Source organism: Belliella alkalica (assembly GCF_022549785.1).
Taxonomy (GTDB): Bacteria; Bacteroidota; Bacteroidia; order Cytophagales; family Cyclobacteriaceae; genus Belliella; species Belliella alkalica.
The window spans coordinates 133,793-157,997 of sequence record NZ_JAKZGO010000007.1 but is presented as its reverse complement, the minus strand read 5'-3'; the positions used below and the strand labels follow the sequence as shown (position 1 = coordinate 157,997).

Sequence of the window (24,205 nt, the reverse complement as noted above, 5' to 3'; positions counted from 1 at the left end):
CAACATCTATGGGAAATAAATCAAGACATTCCTTTTTTGCCATGGCTGTTGGTTTATTGTTATTGACATGTTCTGCAAATCTAAAAGCTCAAAATGTCAATGCATATCCCAAAGATGGAAAAATCAAGGATTTGAAAGGGAAAGTCCAAGAGGATATTGTAGTCGCAAAAGATGGGAGTGGAGATTTTCTTTTTATTCAGGATGCCATAGATGCGATCAGAGTTTACCTTCCCAAGCCAATCACAGTTTACATCAAAGAAGGTATCTATAAGGAGAAATTGTTGATCCCGGGAACAATTACCAATGTGACATTTATGGGGGATGGGCCTGACAAGACCATCATTACATTTGATGACCATACTGGTAAAAACAAAATGCAGACTTTTGACACCTATACGCTGATGGTGTTGGGGAGCAGTCTTTCTTTCAAGAATATGACAATTCAAAATACTGCAGGGAAAGTTGGTCAGGCAGTAGCGCTGCATGCGGAAGGTGACAGATTGGTTTTTGAGAATTGTCATTTCAAAGGTAATCAAGACACCATGTTTGCTTCTGGAGAAAATGCCAGACATTATTATAAAAATTGCTACATCGAAGGAACAACCGATTTTATTTTTGGTTCAGCTACAGCATATTTCGAGTCATGTCAGATTCACTCAAAGTCCAATTCTTACATCACAGCAGCTTCTACACCTGATTGGGTGAAGCATGGCTATGTGTTCAACAATTGTAAATTGACAGCTGATCAAGATGTGACAGAGGTTTATCTTGGAAGGCCTTGGCGAGACCATGCTAAGACCGTATTTATCAATTGTGATTTAGGCAACCATATTCATCCCAAAGGATGGCACAATTGGGGTAGGGAAGAAGTAGAGCAAACAGTGTTTTATGCTGAATACAATAATTTTGGACTTGGAGCAGAAAGAACTAGTAGAGTATCTTGGTCAAAACTCTTAGATTCAAATCAAGCTTCAATATACTTTCCTGATGAAGTGTTTAAGGGAGCGCATTTTCAGCAAGATTTGTTAGGAAAACCCTGGTATGGAGTAGTAAAAGACAGTTCATACACCTTGAATAGTGCGACAGTCAAAATGAAAAAGATGTTTCCACTTGCTAAGCCAGTTTTGAAAGACACTTTAATTGATGTTGACGAATCGAAAGTGAGTTATAAATCATTGTCCTATAGAGATTTGGAAGCTAGGGTATTCGAAAGTAACAAGCCTAATTCTAAAGGTGTTGGGTTAATATTGGTTCATGGTGGAGGTTGGCAATCAGGATCATTGGACCTTCTGGTACCTATGGCGCTAGAACTTGCAAATAGAGGATTTGTCGCCATGCCGTTAGAGTATCGGCTTTCTCGAGAAGCTATTTTTCCAGCAGCTATTTTAGATATCAAAGAAGCCATCGCATGGCTTCGTGCTAATGCTGCATTGTACAATATAAAGCCTGACCAAATCTATGTATTGGGTTGTTCGGCAGGGGGACAGTTGGCAACTTTGGCTGGGGTTACAAGTGGAAGTGAAGATTTTTTCCCTAAAAAAGATAGAATAGAAAATAGCCAAGTTAGTGGGATTATCAACATTGATGGTATTGTTGCATTTGACCACCCGGAATCAGGGGAGGGAACTTTAGCAGCAAAATGGTTGGGTGGAAGTTTGACTGACAACCAATCTAACTGGAAAAATGCATCAGCGCTTACACATGCAGGCAAAGACAGTCCTCCAATATTGTTTATCAATGGAAACCAATTGAGGTTTCACGCAGGGAGAGATGATTTGAGGGAAATATTGGATAGTTATCAAGTTTTTTCGAAAGTCATTGAATTTGAAGATGCACCACATACTTTTTGGCTTTTTGAGCCATGGTTTGATCGTGTTATTGAAAGTGTTGAGGTGTTTATTGCAAATGTTTCAAAATAGAGATAAATGACTTTTTTAAAAAATTATAGAAAGTGTAAACGATTGCGCAAAATGATTGAAGTTTAGTGTTGAAAGTTTTCTTATTTGCTTCTCAAAATGCAGAATATCTATATTTAAAATACTGATTTACATCAAAATAAACTTATTTTAAAATTTTTTATTTAAAATTTCTTGTTGATAAAATAAATAATTCTTAATATGCAATCGATTGCGCAAATGACTAGTAATATTGATCATTTTTAGCAATCAAAAGTCAAACAATATAACCCTAAATACCAATGAATTTCTCCTTTTACTACCCTTATTCCATTCTCAGTGGATAGGCCACTTTCCTGCATTGATTTTTGGCAGAGAAATTCTATTAATTACTGTCAGAAAAAATTTATATAACAATTAACCCTATATCATATTGAAATGAACATTACTCGTAAAACACCGGGTTTGATCCGGTCATTGTTCTTAGCTACTTTCCTTTCGTTGTTTGCGATAGGTGCTGTATTCGCTCAAGGATCTGTAGTGAGGGGAACGGTTACTTCGGAAAACGGAGAACCAATCCCAGGCGCTTCTGTATTAATCAAAGGTACAGGAGTAGGAATCGCCGCTGATATTGATGGAAACTACACTTTGGAGGTTCCTTCTAATGCGACTTTGATAGTCTCTTTTATCGGCATGGTTACAAAAGAAATTGTAGTAGGTAACCAAAGTGTAATCAATGTTACATTGAGCGAAGATATCTCGACGCTTGACGAATATGTAGTAGTTGGTTACGCAACAATAGAAAGAAGAGATTTAACAAGTTCGGTTTCCTCTGTGAATGCTAAGCAACTTGCGGATATTCCTATCAACTCTGCTGCGGAAGCTTTGGCAGGTCGTCTTGCAGGTGTGCAAGTCACAGGTAGTGAAGGTTCACCCAACGCAGAAGTACAAATCAGAGTTAGGGGTGGTGGTTCGATTACTCAAGATAACTCTCCTCTTTATGTCGTGGATGGAGTACAAGTTGAAAATGCTCTTTCCATTCTTTCTCCACAAGACATCGAATCTATAGATGTACTAAAAGATGCTTCTGCAACCGCAATATATGGTGCTAGAGGTGCAAATGGGGTTGTGATCATTACTACCAAAGGTGGAACTGAAATGAAAACAACTGTAAGCTACAATGGATTGGGAGGTGTGAAGCAATTGGCGAATAAGTTGGATGTCATGAATCCTTACGATTTTGTCAATTACCAATACGAGAGATCTAGAGGTTCTGAGCAAGAGAGAAATAGGTTTTTAAATACTTATGGTAATTATGGTGATATCCAAAATTACAGACAGGTGCCTTTCGTAGATTGGCAAGAGGAGATTTTTGGAAGAAATGCAATCATGCAAACGCATAATGTGGCTATTTCTGGAGGTACCGCAGCCACAAAATTCAATATAAGTGTAACTTCCAATACAGAAGAGGGTGTCATGCTTGCTTCTGATTTTGACAGAAAGCTTCTGAACTTCAAGTTTGACCATAAGGTAAACGAAAGGTTATCAGTAGGCTTCAATGTTCGTCACAACAGTACAACTGTTAATGGTGCTGGTACAGCTTCTGAAGGATCTTCTTCCACCAATAGATTGAGACATGCTGTGAAATACAGACCACTTTTGATGGATGGAACAGATGTTACTGCTTTTGACCCAGATTATGCAGACGAAACAAATGCGAATTCCTTGGCATTGATCAACCCAATCTTGCTGACTGACGCAGAATACAGACAAAGAAAACAAAGCGTAACCAACTTTAATGGTAGCTTGAATTATAAATTCAATGATCATTTATCCTTTAGAACTACTATCGGTGTTGACTTCAACGATGTAACTGATTATGCATTCAATGACACCATTACAGGTCCTGCTAGACAAGTCGGTGCTGGTCAGCCAATCGCTTCTATTAGGACAAACGATAGAAGGATTTTGAACAATTCAAATGTATTCACATTCAGTACTGCGAAAATGAAGACCCCATTTACCGAGAAAAACAAAATCGATGTTTTACTAGGTCACGAGATTTTTGAGGAGCAGTTTAGAATTGATTATAACGAAACGAGGTTCTTTCCGATCGGAATCACAGCTGAAAGAGCTTTAGGAAACCTTTCTCTAGGTCAACCTCAAATACCAACTTCCAATTTCCAAGAATCTAGATTATTATCCTTTTTCGGTAGGGTTAATTATGCTTATGGGGATAAATTCTTATTTGCAGCGACGATGCGTGCGGATGGATCATCCAAGTTTGCGCGAGGTAACAAATGGGGATATTTCCCTTCTGTATCCGGAGCTTGGAGGATCTCGGATGAAGGATTTATGGATGGGATCAGAAATACTGTTTCCGACTTGAAATTAAGAGCTTCTTATGGTGAGTCTGGTAATAATAGAATTGATAATTTCCTTTACTTGACCCAATTCGGTCCTAATGCATTCTACGGTTTCAACAATGCTTTGGAAGTTGGTTTCTCTCCTGTGGCACTAGCAAATGAAAATTTGATCTGGGAAACGACAATAGCGAAAAACATTGGTTTGGATGCAGGTTTTTGGGGTGGAAGAGTTCAGTTTTCAGTGGATGCTTATATAAATACCACCAGAGATCTTTTGGTAGAGGTACCTGTTCCATCGACTTCGGGCTATACAGTTCAGCTGCAAAATGTGGGTGAGACATCAAACAGAGGTATAGAAGTCCAATTGTCAGGAGCAATCATCAACAAAAGAGATTTCAATTGGACAGCTAGTTTCAATATTTCGCATAATGTAAATAGAGTAGAAAGCCTTGGAGAGCAATCTCAATTCCTAGTTCCTTCAGGTTGGGCAGGAGGAAATGTTCCTTTTGATTATGCCATTCAAGTTGGACAGCCGGTTGGGACTATGTGGGGATTGGTGACAGATGGTTTCTATCAAATCAGCGATTTTGATTTCAATAATGGTATTTACACTTTAAGAGATGGTGTTCCAAATAATCAAGGGATCACATCAGTAGTTCCAAGACCAGGAGCATTGAAGTTTAAAGATTTGAATGGTGATGGTGTGGTAGATGATAATGACAGAACTGCCATCGGAAATGCTACTCCAAAATTCTTTGGTGGTTTGAATCAGCAGTTTAGCTGGAAAAATTTCGACGCAAGTATTTTCATGAACTTTGTATTGGGGAATGATATCTTGAATGCCAATAAGTTGGAATTCTCTTCGGGATATACGCCTAACTCAAATTTATTGGCAATCATGAATGATAGATTCACAAATGTAAACGGGGCTGGTCAAGTAGTGACTGATCCTACTGAATTGGCAGCATTGAATGAAAACGCGACCATTTGGACTCCTTTGGTTTCTGCAAGTTCATTCTACATGCATTCTTGGGCGATAGAAGATGGTTCTTTCTTGAGAATCAACAACATTACTTTGGGATATACTTTGCCACCTAGCATGCTTCGGGCATTCAAAATCCAAAGATTGAGAGTATATGCTACAGGAAATAATCTTGGTATTTTCACTAAGTACACAGGGTACGATCCAGAGGTAAATACTAGAAGAAGAACACCGATGACTCCAGGGGTTGATTATTCAGCATATCCAAGAGCAAGGACATTTATCGCAGGTGTAAACATTACTTTCTAATAGCCAAAAGAAAAAAATCATGAACAGAATATATAAAATAACCTTGGCTTTAATTTTCTCTTTGGGTGTATTCACCTCTTGTGAAGATTACCTGGAAGTAACTCCCGTTTCTTCCTTCGGGCCAGACTACGTATTTAGCAATGTAACAAACGCTACCAAAGCAGTAGCAGGTGTATATGCCGCATTAGGCGGAGATAATGGATATGGGATCAGATTGAGTATGTATTATCCACTTGATGACGATATCATGATGGGACAAGGTGGAAACCCTTTTCCTGATAACGAAAGAAGGGATATTGCCCACTACAATGTACAACCATCAAATACACAGATCAGAGTGCCTTTCAACCAGCTTTATACTGGAATAGAAAGAGCAAATATCTGTATCGTAGAGATTCCTAGAATGGCGATGTATCAAAATGGTACAGAATTCGAAAAAAGGGAATTGAGAAGACTTCATGGTGAAGCACTGACTTTGAGAGCAAAGTTCTATTTGGAACTGGTAAGAAACTGGGGTGATATTCCTGCGCAATTTGCACCTTCAAGTGCACAGCCAGACCTTTTCTTGGAAAGAACTGACAGAGACGTGATTTATGATCAGCTTCTTGCTGATTTGGCAGAAGCTGCTGAATTGCTACCTTGGGCTACAGCTAGTTCGTCAAGTGAAAGAATTACGCAAGGAGTAGCGAGAGGAATGAGAGCAAGAATAGCGCTTTATAGAGGTGGGTACTCCTTGAGATTAGACAGGACCATGAGAAGAGGTTCCAATCATATGACTTATTATCAAATAGCAAGAGATGAAACAGCCGCTATCATTGCAAGTGGTTCACATAACCTGAATCCTTCATTTGAAGATCTTTTCAGAGGATCTATACTCGCTAGAAGAAGAGAACCGAATGGTGAAATCATGTGGGATATTGCAATGACCGGTGGTGGAAGTGCTTTCGGAGATAGTAAGCTAGGTTATTACAATGGGCCAAGATGGAATAATCTAGGAAATTCAGCCTTGACTATTTTGCCAACATTTTTCTATTCATTTAATGAAAACGACCAAAGGAGGGATGTCACTGCGGCACCTTACAATATCAACCAAAACTTTACAATTGTTGCTAGAAACTTGCAGACAATGGTGGATGGGAAATTCAGAAGAGATTGGATCACAAACCCAGTTTCTGTAAATTCTACAGCCCAATATTTTGGTTTGAATTGGCCTGTGATCAGGTATGCAGATGTGCTTTTGATGTTTGCAGAAGCAGAGAACGAAATCAATAACGGTCCAACTCCAGCTGCAATTGAGGCTTATAATCAAGTAAGATTAAGGGCTTTTGGAGGTGATGCAGCTTTAATAGGAACTGCACCAACTGGCTACCAAGATTTCTTCGATGCGATCGTTCAAGAAAGAGCATTTGAATTTGCTGGTGAAGGAATCAGAAAGTATGATTTGATTAGATGGAATCTTTTGGAGACCAAACTGAACGAAACCAAAGCTAACCTTGCGGCTATGGCAGCAAGGACAGGTGAGTATGCTAATTTGCCTACTACAATGTACTACGAAGCTGGTGCAACGGAATTGAATTGGTTGAACTCTTTTTACCAACCACAACCAACCACAGCACCTGCGGGTTCTGCTAGTGTTTCTTGGGTTGGTACAGGAATCAATACAACCATACTTACTTTCTATGCCATAGGATTCACTCCTGGCAAAAGTGAGTTGCTACCGTTACACACGTCAATTTTGGATGCAAACCCAAGGTTGAAACAAGAATATGGCTACTAGAAATGATCCCAAAAACCTTAAAAACATGAAATTCTTAAATAATAAAATATTCAGATATATAGCATTTCTGATGGTCTTGGGTTTGGCTTTCACTGCCTGTACCGACATGGACAATAACTATGAAGTGCCTGACGATATGAAACGATTTAGGCCTGTAAGAATTACAGGTGCTAACGGAGAAATAGCTGCGACTTTGACCTGGCCACAAGCTTTGTTTACAGATCCAGGGGAAGTAAATTATCAAGTACAGATTTCTCAAGATAGTTTGTTTTCAACGATTGAATTTGAAAAAGAAACAGCTGCGACAACCATTGAGGTGTCTGATGAAGTGTTGGAAATTCAAGTTGATTACTTCGCAAGGGTAAGAGCACTTGGAGTTTCTTCAGCCCAAGATTCAGAATGGCAAAGGACAATGGAGCCATTTAGGATTACAGGTGAGCAGATTTTCTTGCCGACATTTGACAATGAAATAGGATCATCCACAGTACTTTTAAGATGGAGACCGACTTCAAATCCAACGAGTATTGTCGTATCAGATGTAGCTGATAACTCAATAACTTACACATTGACAGATGCTGACAGGCAAGCTGCACAAGTGATTTTGGAAGGATTGACTCCATTAATGTCATACACAGCTGAGATCTTTGAGGGTACACGTATCAAAGGTACTACCTCATTTGTGATGAAAGAGCAAAGCATTTTTGATATAGTGATAGGTCCGGGAGATAATTTCAGAGCGATTATTGAAGATGCTGAAGATGGTGCGATCATTGGATTACAGGCTGGAACTTATGATGTCATAGATTCAGAAGGTGCATTTGCAAACTTGAGGATTGTAGGTAAGACAATAACTTTGCAATCTGTTTCAGGTGACCCTTCAGATACAAAAGTAAACTTCAGGGAACTTACATTCACCGAGTCTGGTGCAGGGATTACAGTTAGAGGAATCACATTCGATGGCGGACCAGGTATTGGTGCATATTTCTTGAATTTTGCTGGAGGAGCTGCACAGTTTACTGACATCATAGTCGATAATTGTATTGTAGAAAATGTAGGGGTTTCATTTATGCGTGCCAATAGAGCTGGCAATAACGAGCACAAAATGGGGTTGATCCAAGTTTCAAGCTCAATATTGAGAAATCACAATGTAGAAAATTACCATGTTTTCCATGTAGACAAGTTGGAGTTTAGGGAGATTGAAATAACCAATTCTACATTCTCTTCCTTGGGAAGTAGAGGTTTCATTGGTTGGACTACGAATATTACCATGCCGGTTACACCAAAAATAACAGTAAACAATGTCTCTATCAACGGACTTGGTTCTAGAAATAGAAATGACGTTTTACTTGATTGTAACAATAACTTGGTTGAATTCACAATGAGAAACTCCATTCTGAATAGCATGCCTTTTGAAGGACAGACTGTAGGGGTGAGGTTAATTAGGGCGAACCCTGATTCTCAGATTGTATTAAGTCATACCAATATGTTCAACCTTACTACTGGTGGAGCAGAACCTGAAGCGTTGACACTCCAAACCTATGTTCAAACTTCAAACATCCTAAATGTTGATCTTGGATGGAATTCCAGAACAACAAATTTGACTTTGCCAGCAGCTACGCCTTTGAGAACTGCAAGTACTACAGGTGGTCCAATAGGCGATCCTAGATGGGCATTCTAAAAATACTCTTGAGTTGTGAATCATAAACCCTAGGCTATGGGATGACAGCTAGCCTGTTGTTCCGTAGCTTTTTTGTTTCATTGAGAGATTTGAGACATGAAACTTGAGATCCAAGAGGTGAGAAATGAGATATGAGACTTAAGACGTGAGCTTTAAGATAGATACACAAAGAGTTATGCCCTGAAAGGGCACTTGATTTAAGCATCGGGTCTATGACCCGATGTTAAAAAGGGAGGCAGGTGATTGTTTGCCCTGAAAGGGCAATTGAATGGCTATTTAAAATATAGAGAAATCAATAGAAAAAGTGTCAACTATTTTCTGGACGAGACAGACCTTTGAGGTTTTAAAAAAACCTCGAAGGTCTTCACTCTAAAGTATAGAGTAAAACAAGGATGTGTCAAGCAAGCGAGAGACAACAACCCCGAAGAGTCTGTTTCTCCTCCGTTAACTATCGGAGCGATTATCGGCATGGGAGGTTGAACTCCTCTGATTGAAACAAAAAGGTCAACTATTTTCAGTATGTGTCAATGAAGTGACAAAAACTAAAATCCCATCCTGAAACTAAAATGACAAACTTAAAAGATTAGTATAGGATCGGCTTCAATCACCCATCAGGCAATCAGCCACTTCAAGCTCTTCTAATTTTGAAACTTTGCTCTAAACCTTAACAACCTTCCAACCTTATAATCAAAATGAAAACCCTAAATTTATTTTCTCTTTTCCTTATATTCTTACTTTTTGCTTGTTCGGAAAAAAGTGAGCTAGATCCCATTATTGATGATGAAGATCCACCGTCTGTCTTTAATCCAGTAGAGGAGGAAGCATTTGCATTTCCCGGGGCGGAAGGTTTCGGTAAATTGACTTCAGGTGGCCGTGGAGGCAATGTAATCAAGGTTACAAATTTGAACGATTCAGGACCTGGAAGTTTCAGGCAAGCAATCATTACTCCGGGTGCAAGGATAATTGTGTTTGAGATCTCTGGAAATATTGAATTGGGGAGTAACATTGTTATAGGTCATGGGAATGTAACAATAGCAGGCCAAACAGCTCCAGGAGATGGAATTACATTAAAAAACCATTCCCTTATTGTGAATGCAGACAATGTGATCATTAGATATATGAGATTCAGAATGGGGGATAAAGGTGCAGCTGAAGCAGATTCTATTGAAGGAAGGTATAGGAAAAACATTATCATCGATCATTGCTCTATGTCCTGGTCCACTGATGAAACAGCTTCATTTTATGGGAATGAAAATTTCACGATGCAATGGTGTATTCTATCGGAGAGCTTGACACTCTCTGTTCATGAAAAAGGAAAACATGGTTACGGCGGTATTTGGGGAGGCAAAAATGCTTCATTTCACCATAATTTGCTTGCACATCATGACAATAGAAATCCGAGGTTTGATCATCCGGGTGTGTACAATTCCAACAATAGAGCCGAAGACCTTAGGGGAGTAGTTGATTTTAGAAATAATGTTGTGTACAATTGGGGCACAGATGCTGCTTATGGCGGTGAGGCGGGAACCTTCAATTTGGTGAACAACTATTTCAAGCCAGGACCAGCAACTAAAAATAAAAACATGTTCCTCAATGCCTACAAGCAATCATCAAACAATGCTCCAATTTATGGATATGGAAAATTTTATATTGAAGGAAATGTATTGGAAGGAAGGACAGACATCAGTGCTGAGAATTGGATAGGTGTAGTAGCAAAGCAGGGATCTATTGCAGACAAGAATAATATGAAATTGAATACCCCTTTGGAGTTCGGAGGATATAGTTTTAGTCATACTGCTAATGAAGCATTTACCAAAATTCTTGAATTTGGAGGAGCAAGTTTCAAAAGGGACTTGGTGGATATTAGAATCTTGGCTGACGTCAAAGATGGAACTTTCACAGCCGAAGGCTCAAGAGGAAGTACCAATGGTTTGATTGATTCACAGGAAGATGTAGGTGGCTGGCCTATGATTAGCACATTGCCTGCTCCTCTTGATTCTGATAACGATGGCATGCCTGACGATTGGGAAAAGGCAAATGGATTGGATCCAAATAAAAATGATGCTAAAGAAAGAAATCTCAGCACAGCTTATGACAACATTGAAGTTTATATCAATAGCTTAGTCAAGGAAATTACTAAAAATCAATATAAGGATTAGTTAAACAAGTAAAAATGAAATTTGAACACTTTGCTATAAACGTAAAACAGCCAGTAGAAATGGCAAAATGGTATGTCGATAATTTGGGTTTGAAAATAGTCAAACAAATGACTGAATCACCTTTCATGACTTTTCTGGCTGACGATAGCGGTACCATTATGTTGGAAATTTATAACAATGCCAAGGGGGCTATTTTGGATTTTGAAAATCAACATCCATTAGTTGTACATCTTGCATTTATTTCAGAAAATCCGACAGAAGATAAAAAAAGATTACTGGAGCATGGAGCCAGCGCCATTTCCGATGATGTTTTGGAAGATGGTTCTCATTTGGTGATGCTGAGAGATCCTTGGGGTTTTTCGATTCAATTCTGCAAGCGAGCTATACCAATGCTAAAAGTCTAAAAGACAAAATAAAAAGCTAAAAAAATTAAAACTTAAACAATGAAAAATATTCTTCTAATTCCCATTCTATTGGTTTTTACATTTGCTTGCAAAACCCAGATAGTGGAACAGCGTAAAGTGAGTGAAATCACCCCAGATAATGAAGCTCTTGCATTTCCCGGGGCAGATGGGTTTGGGAAATATACCACAGGTGGAAGGGGAGGTGATATTTACATTGTAACCTCGCTTGCTGATGATGGGCCGGGAAGTCTTCGGGAAGCGATAAAAAAGAAAGGCCCAAGAACAATTTTATTTGCTGTAGCGGGAAACATAGCATTGAAATCACCTTTGGACATCAATAATGGAGACTTAACTATCGCAGGACAGAGTGCGCCTGGAGATGGTATCACAATACAGAATTATCCAATTAAGGTAAAAGCGGATAATATTATTATTCGATTTATAAGAAGTAGGTTAGGGGATTTGTATGATGTCCAAGATGATGCCATGAGTGCGATTCGTAATAAGGATATAATCATTGATCACTGCTCGTTAAGTTGGGCAACAGATGAGTGTGGATCATTTTATGACAATGAAAATTTCACACTTCAATGGTCAATCATTTCTGAAAGCTTGAATGAATCGGTACATGCCAAAGGAGACCATGGATATGGTGGAATTTGGGGAGGGAAAAAAGCGACTTTTCATCATAATTTATTGTCTAACCACAACAGCAGGTTACCAAGGTTCAATGGAGCTAGATACCACAAAGAACCTGAATTGGAAATTGTAGATTTTAGGAATAATGTCCTTTACAACTGGAAAAGCAATAGTGCATATGCAGGAGAGGAAGGGAAACATAATATTGTCTCGAATTATTACAAATTTGGTCCTGCTACAAAGTCTAATAAATATCGAATTATAGAGCCATATAAACCTTATGGGACGTTTTTCATTGAAGGGAATTTTGTTTTTGGCTCAGAAGAAATTACAAATGATAACCTTAAAGGGATAGACGGGGTCGCTCCGGAGACCGTGGCTGTATTGGAACCGTACGAATATCAATTGAGTTTTGAAGAGTCGGCAGAGTCAGCTTTTGAATCTGTATTGAATTTTGTAGGGGCGAGCTTTAGGAGGGATGCTGTAGATGTGAGATTGGTGACAGAAGTAAAAACGGGAGAAAATATACATGGGAAAAATTCTGATGGAATCATAGATTCGCAAAATGATGTTGGTTCATGGCCAATCTTAAAAAAAGGGGAGGTAATGGTAGATGCAGATCAAGACGGTATGCCAGATCTTTGGGAAGTTGAAAATGGTCTTGATCCTAGAGACCCTTCAGATGCCAATGCTAATGATCTTCATTCACATTATACAAATTTAGAAATGTACTTGAACAGCTTAGTCAATCATTTGTATCCTAAAGGAGCTTTGTAGAATTGTGGAAGAGTTTTATGTTATTTCATAAACCATGATATTTCTAAATTTCATCCATTCCCCTTTCCGGAAAATATGGTCCGATCAAATTGAGTTCGTTTTGACCATTGTTTAATTCAAAGTTGATTTTCATTTCATCTTTTGCAGTATCATGTATATTGAGACAAGCATTGAAATGAACTAAATCAAAATCTAAAGTGAAATCACCCGAAAGTTCAGATCTAAAATTTACTTCTCCTTTCAATTTCACATTTTCGGTTAAAGCACCTTCCTTTTTGAAATAGTAAGAAAGAAAAATTCCAAGCTCTTTGTGCTCTAATTCTAATGTCTTTTGTATGTCAATAGATTTGGATTTTCCGGTCGATAGCAATTTCAATTTCCATGTTTCCTGCATCTGAGAGATTAGTTTGAAGTGAGATAACTTTATATGTAGCTGTGGTATTTATAGTTTTTACTTTCTACTTACTTGTAGGTTTTTATGCAAATTAGCAAATTGGTTGTAAATAAATGAATTGTAAAAACTACAAATAATTCACTGTGTGTCTTTGACCAAACGTTCTGTAAAAATCTAGGAGAAGAAAAATTAAAAAAGGCGGATTGCTTTACCAATCCGCTTTTATAATGTTATGTGACCTTATGAAGAAAGTTTTACTGACACAAAAGTATATCATTGATGCTTTATATTGGTTAAATTTAGATTAATGAACTATTATCAAATCACTTTTTGCCATCCATCATTACTTCCTGATTTTTTAAAATTTCCATAGCAAAACTGCTCATTGCTTCAACTCCAGTTTTGATAGTAGGTTCTGGTATTGGTGCAAAATAAGGACTGTGTAGTCCAGGGATATCTAAACCTTCTTTTTCTGCCTTTTTCAAAAACTCCGGATCATTGGCACCAAGAAAAAACATGCTAATAGGAATTTCCCTTTCCTGATTACCATAAGCACTAAAATCTTCACCTATCATCATGGATTCTACCTCAATGATTTTATCAGCTCCAAAACAATTCTCAAAAACATTGAGCATCTTTTTTGTCAAATTATCATCATTGATTAAAGGCTTGGTGAATGGTTCTCTAATCCAATATTTTGGCATTTTTTCAATAGATAGTCCTGCTGCTATTGCGTAGTTATCAGAGATTTCTTTGATTCTCTTTATAATTTTTTCCCTTACTTCTAACGAGTATGAGCGCATGGTCAGCTGCATAGTCACTTCATCGGGGATTATATTGTGAACAGATCCTCCATGTATAGATCCAACTGTCACAACAGCAGGTTCTGTTGGGGACAAAGTTCTGCTGACTATCGTTTGGTAAGCTTGAATCATTTGAGAAGAAAGTACTATTGGATCTATTGTGGTATGTGGTGCAGCACCGTGACCTCCTTCACCAAATACTGTCACATTCATCATATCCACTCCTGCCATCAAAGCACCTGATTTGTAGCCTAATGTCCCTGCAGGTAAAAAGGGATAATCATGTAAAGCAATAGCAAAATCAGGATGGGGAAATTTTTCATACAACCCATCATTCATCATATTCCATGCACCAAGTCCATTTTCTTCTGCAGGCTGTGCTACTAGAAGTAATGTTCCCCTCCACGAATTCTTGTATTCCATCATCATCTGTGCAGTTCCTATAAAAACAGACATATGAATATCATGACCACAAGAATGGGCAATGTATGTTTCCTTTCCATCGTTGGATATCCCTTTTTTGGTTGAAGCATATGGAAGTCCTGTTTTTTCTTCCATAGGAAGTGCATCCATATCAGTTCGTATTAGAAGGACAGGGCCAGGGCCGTTTTCAAAAATCCCGACTACTCCATAACCACCAATACTTTCTGTGACTTTATATCCTAATTTTTTGAGCTCTATGGCCATCCTTGCAGAAGTTTCCTTTTCTTGTAATGAAAGTTCAGGATTCTGATGGAGCTCTTTATAGAGTTTTTCCAATTCGGGATATACTTTTTCAATTGACTGCTTGAGATCCTGTGATTTCACTGTGATTGAAAAGTTGAAGGCAAGAAGAGTAATAATAATTAGCTTTTTCTCTAATTTCATAAGTGTAAATTTATACTAGGTTAATTCTGCTGTTAATCTTTCAGTAAATTGATTTATTGCTGTAAATAAAACTGATTTGCACCGAATGATCTTGCATTTCATGAATTGAATTTAATACAACAAACCTTCTCAGTTTTAGGATTTCCAAAATTCAATTTTATTGACTCAATTAACAAAATAATCCACGAATTATAGGATATGTTCTTAATTTCACATCGTTAAATTTTCTTTTTATGCCAATTATTGATAATTCTACTTACAAAAATCCTCCTAGACATCTGTTTAATGGTCATCTAGAGACCATTATTCCCAGTATTTTTAGAAAAATAGAAGGAGTCATTTATTCGAGAGAAAGAATTGATACTCCAGATGGAGATTTTCTTGATTTGGATTGGTCAAAAGTGGGAAGTGAAAAGTTACTTGTTATTTCTCACGGACTTGAAGGGAGCTCAGAAAGGCACTATGTAAAAGCATTGGTGAAGCTTTTTAATCAAAATGGCTTTGATGCCTTGGCTTGGAACAACAGGACTTGCAGTGGTGAGATGAATCTCAAGCCCATCATGTATCATCATGGAGCTTCATATGACTTGGATACAGTGGTGAAACATGCAGAATCTCTTGGTACATATAAAGAGTTAAGCTTGGTAGGAATCAGTATGGGGGGTGCTCAGACTTTGAAATATCTTGGAGAAAAAGGTGTTGACTTAAGTTCAAATGTAAAAAAAGCCGCTGTATATTCGACTCCATGCAATTTGACAGATTCAGCTGCGACTTTGTCTTTTAAGGGAAATTCATTTTACAATAAAAGATTTCTCAAAAAGCTTAAGTTCAAAATGAGATTAAAAGGCCAACAGTTTCCAGAATTAGTAGATTTAGAATTGTTGTCAAGAGTAAAGGATTTCAACACTTTTGATACTTACTTTACAGCAAAAATTCATGGCTTCAAAGACTCAGTTGATTTTTACCAATCAGTGAGTGCGGATAATTGGATGCATGATATTCAAGTTCCTACTTTAATCATCAATGCCCTCAACGATCCTTTGTTGTATGACCGCTGTTATCCTGTAGAATTGGCAAAAAAATCGAAGCACATTTATCTGGAAATACCTAGCAGGGGAGGACATACCGGTTTTTTGTTGAAAGGTCAGGTATTTACTTGGGCTGAAATGAGATTTTTGGAGTTTTTGAAAGATTGATTTTGAAGCTTATTTCTGCCCATTTTTATTTGCAAACAAGAATATTACTGCCAAAAAAAGAAATGAAAATGCCCAATCTTTGTGACCTAAGGTAGAGAACGAAGTGTATAGCAGCATATACCATAATGGAAGACCTACCAAGCCTATCACAAACTTGAAAGTAGCTATAAACGCAATGTCCTTTACTTTTGGGGACATCCATAGCCAAACCCAATAAATCGGAAGATGGAAAAGCTTCATAAGTTTGTTTCGTAGGTATGGTTTTTTTACATTCTTAGGTAGTCTTTTAGAACTTGATTTATGATTCAAAAAATCTGAAACAGCTTTTGGTGAAGTGAGGTCAATTTTATGGTCGATTAAAGATTGTAAATCCTCTTGATAGCTCTGTTCTGGTATATCGACAATCATTGGTGCAAGTGAGGCAGATGTAGCTTTTATCAATGCGTCATGATTGGGGAAATACTCTTTTGGGTCAATTACTTCTCCAAAACTGATTCTGACATTGCTTCCAGAATGATTGTGATTGCTATAATTAATTGCGACTGGAAGTATGACCAAATCCAAGGCGTCATCTTTTTCAAGTGCTTGAAATGCGATTCTTGAAAATCCTTTTTTCAGTGACCTCAAATTTCTCAGCGTGCTGTGGCTACCTTCTCCAAAAATCAACATTGTTCCCTTTTTTAATAGGACATTCACACTTTTATCAAAAGTTATCTGGTTTTTCTCCATGTTTTTGACACCATCCCTTACTCTGTAAATTGGAAACATTTGTATATAATCTAAAAGTTTTGCAACAAATGGACTTCCAAAAACAGAAGCTCTTGTCAAAAAGTATGGTTTTAATCCAGCGTGCGTGGCCAAAAGTAAAGGATCTATAAGTGCATTTTGATGATTACTGACCATCAAAATAGCTTTTCCTTTGGGGATGTTATTCTTTCCTTCTACATATATGTTTTTATAATATATGTTTAGTGCAATTTTGACAATTATCCTCAGAGTTTCGTTGACAATATATTTCATTTTTTAAAGATGGTGGACTGTAGATAGATTTATATTGAATTCTTCCATAGAAACGCTATGCTCATTCCTGATATGATGTGCCAAATTCCCCACCATGCAGCAATAATAGCCATTCCTCCTAATCCATCAAAATAGGTAAATATTAAAACTAATCCCAATCCTGAATTTTGTATTCCTGTCTCTATAGTTAATGTCTTGGTATCAGGCAAGTTGAGCTTGAAAATTTTTGCCAAAGAAAATCCAGAAAATAGAGCCATCATATTATGTCCTAGTACCCAAAGGAAAATCAATCCAATAAAACGAATGAATAACTGATAATTTCCAAAAAATGCTATTCCAACAAAACCTGCAAAAATTAAAATGCTTACTGGTTTAAGGATTTTGGTTGAACTTTTACTCCAATTGGGGTATTTATTATTTATCAGAACACCTAGAATCAATGGAACTCCAAGGATAAGTGCCACGGTTTGGAAAATATCTAAATATTCCAAATTTATTTCCCTAAGAATGTTGTTAGATGGACTATATAAACTAGCCCAAAATTTAAAATTGATTGGGGTTAGAAATATTGAGAATAGGGTAGAAAAGGCCGTCAAGCTCACTGAGAGTGCCGCATTACCTTTTGCTAGGTGGCTAATAAAGTTGGAGACATTCCCACCTGGGCAAGCTGCTACCAAAAACATCCCTAAAGCTACAGATGGGGGAGGTTGGATAATCAATATGAATATCCATGTCAAAAATGGAAGGAAAATAAATTGACTGAGAATGCCTGCAAGAAATGATTTTGGCTCTTTCCAAATAGCAGTGAAATCAGATATCTTGAGATCTAATGCAACACCAAACATGATAATCGCTAATGAAATATTCAAAAGCAAAAGTGAATCCTGATTAAAATTTAATGTACTACTATCAAGGGCATCAAGCATGTTATCGTACAGGTTGGAATGGTAAGATTTTGCCAATTTCAAATTTGACTACCGTTCAATTATTAGAATCTAAATGCTATTCCTGTAGAAACATTGAATAAATTTAGTTTTTCATCTTTCGCAGAAAACTGTTGTTGACTTTCCAAATTATTGATCCAAGAAAATTGAGGTGACAAATGATAACGTAGTGTTACACCAGCTTCCATTCCAAAATTGAAATCGCTTTTAGCAAATGAATTATCTAAATCATCATTGAAGGATAAAACGTTGAAAAATCTGCCTCCTTTGATTTTCATGTCCAAAACCATATTATCAAGAACCTGAATTGAATACATGGGACCAATCAAAACCGTTCCATATGTGAATTTCAAAACTTTCCCATCAGATTTGCCCACATAATTTCCACCCTGCAACTTGAAGACTGCTCCCCAATTTTCAGTAAAAGAATATCCAGCATCAATCATACTGATATTGAAGCCGACTTGACCTTGCGTAATTGTTGGGTCAGTGGGTGAGATAAGAGCACCTTGGTTTTGAAAGGTATTTTCCAAGCTCGAACCATTAAAAAATGATGGGCCTAAACTTATTCCGATGTATCCTTTTTTTAATGTGATAGCTTCTTGACTATAGGATTGAAAACTAATTATCAGAATAAATAAAAGAAGTAAACATTTCTTCATTATAATTTTTGTTTTTGTGAATGTGCTTTATGATTACTGAATAAGAATACAACATTAGCTGCTTAATATCAAAAATAAAAGAGTGAACCAAAAATGATTCACTCTTTAAAAATCTATAGACAATTTTTTATAAAAATTTATCAACTGTTTCCCTGATTTTCCCGGAAGGTCTATCTGCAGATGGATCAATGACTTTTCCTTCTTTGTCCAAAAGTAAAAACCTTGGAATTCCATTCACCATAAAATGCTGCGCTATTTCAGATTTCCACGCATTTTCAGTAAACCATTGTAGCCCTTCCATATTTTTTGCTTTAACCATTTTTTCCCAAGGTTCCTTACTATCATCAATTGATACAGTCAAAAATGAAATGTCCTTATCTTTGTATTCCTCTTTCATCTTGTCCCAATGTGGGTGCTCAGCGATGCAAGGACCGCACCAAGTTGCCCAAATATCGACATATACCAATTTACCTTTCAAATCGCTCAATTTGACTTCTTCGCCTTCTATATTTACAAAATTGAAATCAGGCACTTCCTTTCCAGGCATGATTGGATCCCATTTTTGTTTGATAGCTTCTAGTTTTGATTGAAGTTTTGGGCTTTGGTTTTCAGCTATAAACTTGTCATAGGATGATTTGACATGAACAGGACCTCTGTATTCTAAGTTAGATTTGATATAATCATACAAAAACTGATCTTTGACTTCTTGGTTTTGCAGCAAGCTATCCATCGCCATAAATCTCGCTTTTTCATATCCATCTACACTGTTCCGAAGTGTGGTATCTTGTTTCATTATTTCGCTTACCGTTTCACCTACTCGACGGTCTATCAATGCTTTGTAGGATCCTGACTTCAGCAAATCTGATCTGTTTAGATCCAATGCAGCAATTTTTGCTTTAACATCCTCTTTCGGGAAATCAACAGAATCTTGACTTATTTTGTTGACATAAGCATGGTACATTGGATATTGACTGTCCAAAAGTAAAGGCTGATATTCAATGTAAGCTTTTTCTAATTTTACAAACTCTTCATCAATTCCTTCTTTTTGGTTAAGATCTTCTAATTGTGAAGTAAGTGTAGCAAAGAATTCATTCTTTTTTGCAAAATAAGCATCTTTATCCAGCATCATCAATTCCATCATATTGCCCATTCCACTATCCCTGTAGAGTTTGTCCCTCTCGAAAATAAAAGTGTTTTCGGCAACATGATCTCCGTGAAGTTTAAATGAATTTTTGAAATCTTCGGAGTTAACTTCGACAAATATACTGTCTCCAGGGCTTAAGAATAGACTAAAACCTTCGCGACCGGCTCTTACTGAATAGTTATCGGATGATTCTGCATCAAATTCAAGTTGAAAACTTCCATCTTCAGATACGGAGGTCTTGGCAATCTCTTGATCTTGATAAATGTTAATTTCTTTTGCTTCTGTATTTAATAATTTACCAGCAATAATGACTTTTGGATTGAAAACTTCTTCTTTTCCGCAACTAAAAATCAAAAATGCCAAGGCCATCATTAATATTGAATGCTTTTTCATAGTGTTAGGTATTAAGATGAGTTAATTATGATTTAAAATTTAACCAGTAAATGTTAAAAATCATAATTATTATTGTTTTTTAACAAATTTTGGAATGGATGGTAAAAAGTCATATGGTTAATTGCTATGATACTAGGTGAAAAGTCAAAATTCAAACTCATGCGGAAATTCACCGATTTTGTGCCGGCAATAGATTGGATGGATTTCCTTCTAATTATAATGTTTTGTTTTGGTGAACCCTTAAAACTGCCGACTTAAACCAATTCTCTCAAATCAACAGGTACTACTCTGGAAACGCCCGCTTCAATCATTGTGATTCCATAAATAATGTCTGTGCTAGCCATGGTACGTTTATTATGTGTGACAATAATAAATTGTGATTCTTTAGAGAAAGTCTGTATGATATTGTTGAACTTATCAATGTTTGCGTCATCCAATGGTGCATCGACTTCGTCAAAAATACAAAATGGCGCAGGCTTCAAGAGATAAATTGAGAAAAGGAGTGATGTAGCTGTCAAAGTTTTTTCACCACCCGAAAGTTGGTTAATAGTCAAAGGTCTTTTTCCTTTTGGCTTTGCCATAATCTCAATGGGACTTTCAAGTGGATTATCTGGATCTACTAGTTTCAAGTCGCAATCATCTTCCTCAGTAAACAAAGACCTGAATACTTTGACGAAATTCTCCTTGATTTTCCCAAAAGCATCCAAAAACGTCTCTTTTGCTACCTGATCGATTTCTTTGATTGTTTCCATCAATGAATTTTTGGCCTTCACCAAATCTTCTTTTTGAGCAGTAATAAAAGTATGCCTTCCTTTGATTTCATCATACGCTTCCATAGCCATAGGATTGATAGGGCCAATCTTATCAAGTCTTTCTTTACATTTCTGCACAATCTGACGGATTTCGGAATCATCCAAAGTCAAGTACGTTTCGTCCACTTCAGGATTTTCTTCCATTAAGCTGTCTAAGTCTATTTCAAACTCGACGCTCAAGCGTTCTTTCATACTATTTAGCTTCAGCTTGACTTCATTGAGTGCATTATGTAGTTCTTGGATAATGGTATCCATACTTTCCTTACTCTTCTGAAGTTCCCTGATCTGCTTATCAGCAGTATCTATTTCTCCCCTTGAAGCATAGTACTCTTTTTCTGCTTCATTGACACCCTTTTCTATACTCTCTTTTTCTGTATAAAGCTCAATCAATTCATCATCCTTGATCTCATTATTATCAAGCAATGACCTGATTTCCTGATCTATTGAACTGTGTTCAACTTGAGATTTTTCAATTCTTTCTTTACTTCCTTCGAAAGCACTTCTTTTGAACTCGATTTCCTGCTCAAGACTTGTGGCTCGATTGAGGTGCTGATGATAGAGAATATTTTCCTGGTTGAATGCGGCTGATTTTTGGGAGAGGCTTTCGGACTCACCTTGAAGCTGCTCGGTCAAGGTTTCTAATTCTATTTCCAAATATTCAAATTTCGCCTTTTCATTTTCCAGTTGGGGAATGATCTGGGAAAGACTTTCCTGCAATTCTTCTATTCTATCAAGAATATCCTCTTTTTTATTGGCATTGGAAGAAAGCATTTCGCTGAGCTGCTCTTTCTTGGTCCTAATTGAAACATACTCCTGATTTACTTCATTGATTTCCAGTTGTAATGCTTCTATTTTTGATTTATAGGAAACCTCCTTCAACTTTAGAAGATCGCTTATTTTCTTATCAAGATTTGATCTTGTGGAGCTCACTTTTTTATTGAGTTCCTTTATTTCTTTTTCCAGTTTCTCCAAGTTCTTGGCTCTACCGATCCTTTTACCTTCAAATAATCCCACTGATCCACCTGAAATACTGAATTTCCTTTTGGTGAATTTGCCGCTTTCAGTAATAAATATTGCATTGTGATCTTCTGGAAAGTCATGGTATTCACCTTTGACGATATAGACATCATCAAGGATGAAACTGATAAGTTTGGCGTATTTTTCATCAAACTCAATGATTTCAGTTGCTGCTATAGCATTTGAAAAAAGCTTGTTTTGGGAAGCTTGAAACCTATCAAAATGCTCCAGGACAAAGAAATTAGCTTTTCCTCTTGCCGCATCACTTAGAAGGTTGACAGCCATAATGGCTTGGTCTTGGGTGTCGACTACATAATAGTTCATGTAGCCTTCTAGATAGTTTTCTATCGTCACTCTATACCTTTCATCAGTAGTCAAAATGTCTGAAAGTAGGGGAGTGTCTTTACCCCAATTTGAGTTTTTCTTTAAGAATTTGATCGCTTCTGGAAATCCTTCTAAATTCTCTACAAGTGATTTGGTTAGGTTAAATTCATTTTGTTTTGCATCGAGTTTACGCGAAGTTTGTGTGACTTCCTCACGGATCATTTCGATGACTTTGTTATGGTCTTCGATTTTCTGGTTTTGATCTTCTTCCTTGGCTTTGATTTGGGCTAATTCTGATGATTTATTGTCCAAATCTTCTTTTAGCAAATGTAATTTATCTTCAAAATCCGCCAAATTTGCTTCTTGGCTATTATCATCTGAAGCAGTTTTTTCTAATTCTTGCTTCAGTGTAGATAGTTGTATTTGCTTGATTTCCTGATCTTTGGATAGTTGATAGACAGCATCCTTTTTGATCGAAAAATCTTTGCTTATCTCTTTTTGTTTTTCCTGAATGGAGGTTTGTGAGTTCTTTTGGTTTTCAAATGCTTCCCGCAATTGTTCCACAGTTACTTCTTTTTCAGCAAGTAGCTTATTGGCGCTTTCCAGCTCTTGTTCCAATGATCTGATACTGAACCCTGCACGATCATTTGACTTTCGGTCAGTATCGATTTGTTCTCTCAGTTTTTGGGCACGATCTTCAAGAAACCTCAACCTTTCATTCTTTATCTTTTTGTCAGATTCAAATTGACGGATTTTGTTCACATGATCATTGAGTGTTTTTTGTCTAGAGGAAAGCAACTTTTCCTTTTGGAGCAAATCTGCCTTGCTAAATTCCAAAAAAGCTTCTTTTTCAGATACTTTGGCATTGATCATGACTTTGTTGTCACTCTCTGATTCAATTTTTTTACTTAGTTCTATTAAAGTATCGCTGTGTTTTGCTACAGATTTTTTTGCTAAGTTGATACTTGCTTCTTTGTATTCCTGCTTGATTTCAAAGTATTTGGCAGTTTGCTTGGCTTGTTTTTCGAGGCTTTTGAGATTTTTCTCTATTTCAAAAAGTACATCTTCAACACGATCAAGATCGCCATCGGTATCTTCTAGTTTCCTTAGTGTTTCTTTTTTTCTAGCTTTAAATTTTGAGATTCCGGCGGCTTCCTCAAATAGATCCCTTCTTGAATTATTTTTGTCATTCAATAACTCCTCTATCATTTTCAATTCAATAATCGCATAACTATTGGAATTGATCCCTGTATCCATGAAGAGGTTGGTGATATCTTTAAGCCTACAGGCGATACCATTCAGCAAATATTCACTTTCACCACTTCTGTAATATCTTCTTGTAATGGTCACATGGGTATATTCTGTAGGAAGAAGGTTTTTTGTGTTTTCAAAAGTCAATGAAACTTCAGCCAAATTGGTTGGTTTCCTGTTTTTTGTTCCATTAAAAATAACATTCTCCATCTTATCAGACCGGAGCATCCTTGATTTTTGTTCACCCAAAACCCATCGAATGGCATCTACGACATTGGATTTTCCACACCCGTTAGGACCTACCACACCAGTGATGCCTTTGTCGAAGTGAATGACCATACGATCACCGAAACTTTTGAAGCCTTTTATCTCTAGCTTACTTAATAGCATGC

General features: G+C 37.1%; 15 protein-coding genes. 8 read left to right on the top strand and 7 right to left on the bottom strand.

The annotated features are described in order from the left end of the window. The first annotated feature begins 8 nt into the window (after window positions 1-8). From MM213_RS10400 to MM213_RS10370, 7 genes are all read left to right on the top strand, one after another. Entirely contained in the window at window positions 9-1,919 is a 1,911-nt protein-coding gene (locus MM213_RS10400; RefSeq protein WP_241412033.1) for a pectinesterase family protein, read from the top strand. Window positions 1,920-2,333: 414 nt separating this feature from the next. Further along, complete coding sequence (locus MM213_RS10395) at window positions 2,334-5,552, top strand: SusC/RagA family TonB-linked outer membrane protein (protein WP_241412031.1); 3,219 nt, start codon at window positions 2,334-2,336, stop codon at window positions 5,550-5,552. Window positions 5,553-5,571: 19 nt separating this feature from the next. Next, the gene (locus MM213_RS10390) at window positions 5,572-7,329 is read left to right on the top strand and encodes a RagB/SusD family nutrient uptake outer membrane protein (protein WP_241412029.1); all 1,758 of its coding nucleotides are present in this window, start codon (window positions 5,572-5,574) and stop codon (window positions 7,327-7,329) included. Beyond that, complete coding sequence (locus MM213_RS10385; RefSeq protein ID WP_241412028.1) at window positions 7,319-9,007, top strand: DUF4957 domain-containing protein; 1,689 nt, start codon at window positions 7,319-7,321, stop codon at window positions 9,005-9,007. Before MM213_RS10390 ends, MM213_RS10385 begins: the two co-directional genes overlap by 11 nt. A gap of 692 nt (window positions 9,008-9,699) precedes the next feature. After that, window positions 9,700-11,166: a pectate lyase gene (locus tag MM213_RS10380; RefSeq protein WP_241412027.1), complete on the top strand. Its 1,467-nt coding sequence runs from the start codon at window positions 9,700-9,702 to the stop codon at window positions 11,164-11,166. A gap of 14 nt (window positions 11,167-11,180) precedes the next feature. Further along, window positions 11,181-11,570 (top strand): VOC family protein, encoded by a 390-nt coding sequence (locus tag MM213_RS10375; protein ID WP_241412026.1) that lies wholly within the window; start codon window positions 11,181-11,183, stop codon window positions 11,568-11,570. A gap of 39 nt (window positions 11,571-11,609) precedes the next feature. After that, the gene (locus MM213_RS10370; protein ID WP_241412024.1) at window positions 11,610-12,986 is read left to right on the top strand and encodes a pectate lyase family protein; all 1,377 of its coding nucleotides are present in this window, start codon (window positions 11,610-11,612) and stop codon (window positions 12,984-12,986) included. Window positions 12,987-13,029: 43 nt separating this feature from the next. Here the strand turns inward: MM213_RS10370 and MM213_RS10365 are convergent, their stop codons facing one another. Then, window positions 13,030-13,380 carry a hypothetical protein gene (locus MM213_RS10365; protein ID WP_241412022.1) on the bottom strand — a complete coding sequence of 117 codons (351 nt, stop codon included), beginning with the start codon at window positions 13,378-13,380 and terminating at the stop codon, window positions 13,030-13,032. A gap of 323 nt (window positions 13,381-13,703) precedes the next feature. Further along, window positions 13,704-15,050 (bottom strand): amidohydrolase, encoded by a 1,347-nt coding sequence (locus MM213_RS10360; protein WP_241412020.1) that lies wholly within the window; start codon window positions 15,048-15,050, stop codon window positions 13,704-13,706. A 233-nt stretch (window positions 15,051-15,283) separates the two neighbouring features. On the opposite strand from MM213_RS10360, the gene MM213_RS10355 reads away from it, so the two are divergent. Beyond that, window positions 15,284-16,246 (top strand): YheT family hydrolase, encoded by a 963-nt coding sequence (locus MM213_RS10355; protein ID WP_241412018.1) that lies wholly within the window; start codon window positions 15,284-15,286, stop codon window positions 16,244-16,246. Between the two features lie 9 nt (window positions 16,247-16,255). Here MM213_RS10355 and MM213_RS10350 read toward each other — a convergent pair whose 3' ends face one another. From MM213_RS10350 to smc, 5 genes are all read right to left on the bottom strand, one after another. Continuing rightward, complete coding sequence (locus tag MM213_RS10350) at window positions 16,256-17,266, bottom strand: 1-acyl-sn-glycerol-3-phosphate acyltransferase (RefSeq protein WP_241412016.1); 1,011 nt, start codon at window positions 17,264-17,266, stop codon at window positions 16,256-16,258. 29 nt (window positions 17,267-17,295) lie between these two features. Then, a complete protein-coding gene (locus MM213_RS10345; protein ID WP_241412176.1) occupies window positions 17,296-18,192 on the bottom strand; it encodes a bile acid:sodium symporter family protein in 897 nt (298 codons plus the stop codon). A gap of 62 nt (window positions 18,193-18,254) precedes the next feature. Then, window positions 18,255-18,872, bottom strand: coding sequence for a hypothetical protein (locus MM213_RS10340; protein ID WP_241412014.1), 618 nt, complete (start codon window positions 18,870-18,872; stop codon window positions 18,255-18,257). A 127-nt stretch (window positions 18,873-18,999) separates the two neighbouring features. After that, entirely contained in the window at window positions 19,000-20,409 is a 1,410-nt protein-coding gene (locus MM213_RS10335; RefSeq protein ID WP_241412013.1) for a TlpA family protein disulfide reductase, read from the bottom strand. A 254-nt stretch (window positions 20,410-20,663) separates the two neighbouring features. Next, the gene (gene smc / locus MM213_RS10330) at window positions 20,664-24,203 is read right to left on the bottom strand and encodes a chromosome segregation protein SMC (RefSeq protein ID WP_241412011.1); all 3,540 of its coding nucleotides are present in this window, start codon (window positions 24,201-24,203) and stop codon (window positions 20,664-20,666) included. Between the last annotated feature and the right edge of the window lie 2 nt (window positions 24,204-24,205).

Coding starts and splice junctions, on each gene's coding strand:
- MM213_RS10395 (WP_241412031.1), top strand. CDS start 2,334: ATGAACATTACTCGTAAAACACCGGGTTTGATCCGGTCATTGTTCTTA.
- MM213_RS10400 (WP_241412033.1), top strand. CDS start 9: ATGGGAAATAAATCAAGACATTCCTTTTTTGCCATGGCTGTTGGTTTA.
- MM213_RS10360 (WP_241412020.1), bottom strand. CDS start 15,050: ATGAAATTAGAGAAAAAGCTAATTATTATTACTCTTCTTGCCTTCAAC.
- MM213_RS10370 (WP_241412024.1), top strand. CDS start 11,610: ATGAAAAATATTCTTCTAATTCCCATTCTATTGGTTTTTACATTTGCT.
- MM213_RS10335 (WP_241412013.1), bottom strand. CDS start 20,409: ATGAAAAAGCATTCAATATTAATGATGGCCTTGGCATTTTTGATTTTT.
- MM213_RS10355 (WP_241412018.1), top strand. CDS start 15,284: ATGCCAATTATTGATAATTCTACTTACAAAAATCCTCCTAGACATCTG.
- smc (WP_241412011.1), bottom strand. CDS start 24,203: ATGCTATTAAGTAAGCTAGAGATAAAAGGCTTCAAAAGTTTCGGTGAT.
- MM213_RS10345 (WP_241412176.1), bottom strand. CDS start 18,192: ATGCTTGATGCCCTTGATAGTAGTACATTAAATTTTAATCAGGATTCA.
- MM213_RS10380 (WP_241412027.1), top strand. CDS start 9,700: ATGAAAACCCTAAATTTATTTTCTCTTTTCCTTATATTCTTACTTTTT.
- MM213_RS10390 (WP_241412029.1), top strand. CDS start 5,572: ATGAACAGAATATATAAAATAACCTTGGCTTTAATTTTCTCTTTGGGT.
- MM213_RS10375 (WP_241412026.1), top strand. CDS start 11,181: ATGAAATTTGAACACTTTGCTATAAACGTAAAACAGCCAGTAGAAATG.
- MM213_RS10350 (WP_241412016.1), bottom strand. CDS start 17,266: ATGAAATATATTGTCAACGAAACTCTGAGGATAATTGTCAAAATTGCA.
- MM213_RS10340 (WP_241412014.1), bottom strand. CDS start 18,872: ATGAAGAAATGTTTACTTCTTTTATTTATTCTGATAATTAGTTTTCAA.
- MM213_RS10365 (WP_241412022.1), bottom strand. CDS start 13,380: ATGCAGGAAACATGGAAATTGAAATTGCTATCGACCGGAAAATCCAAA.
- MM213_RS10385 (WP_241412028.1), top strand. CDS start 7,319: ATGGCTACTAGAAATGATCCCAAAAACCTTAAAAACATGAAATTCTTA.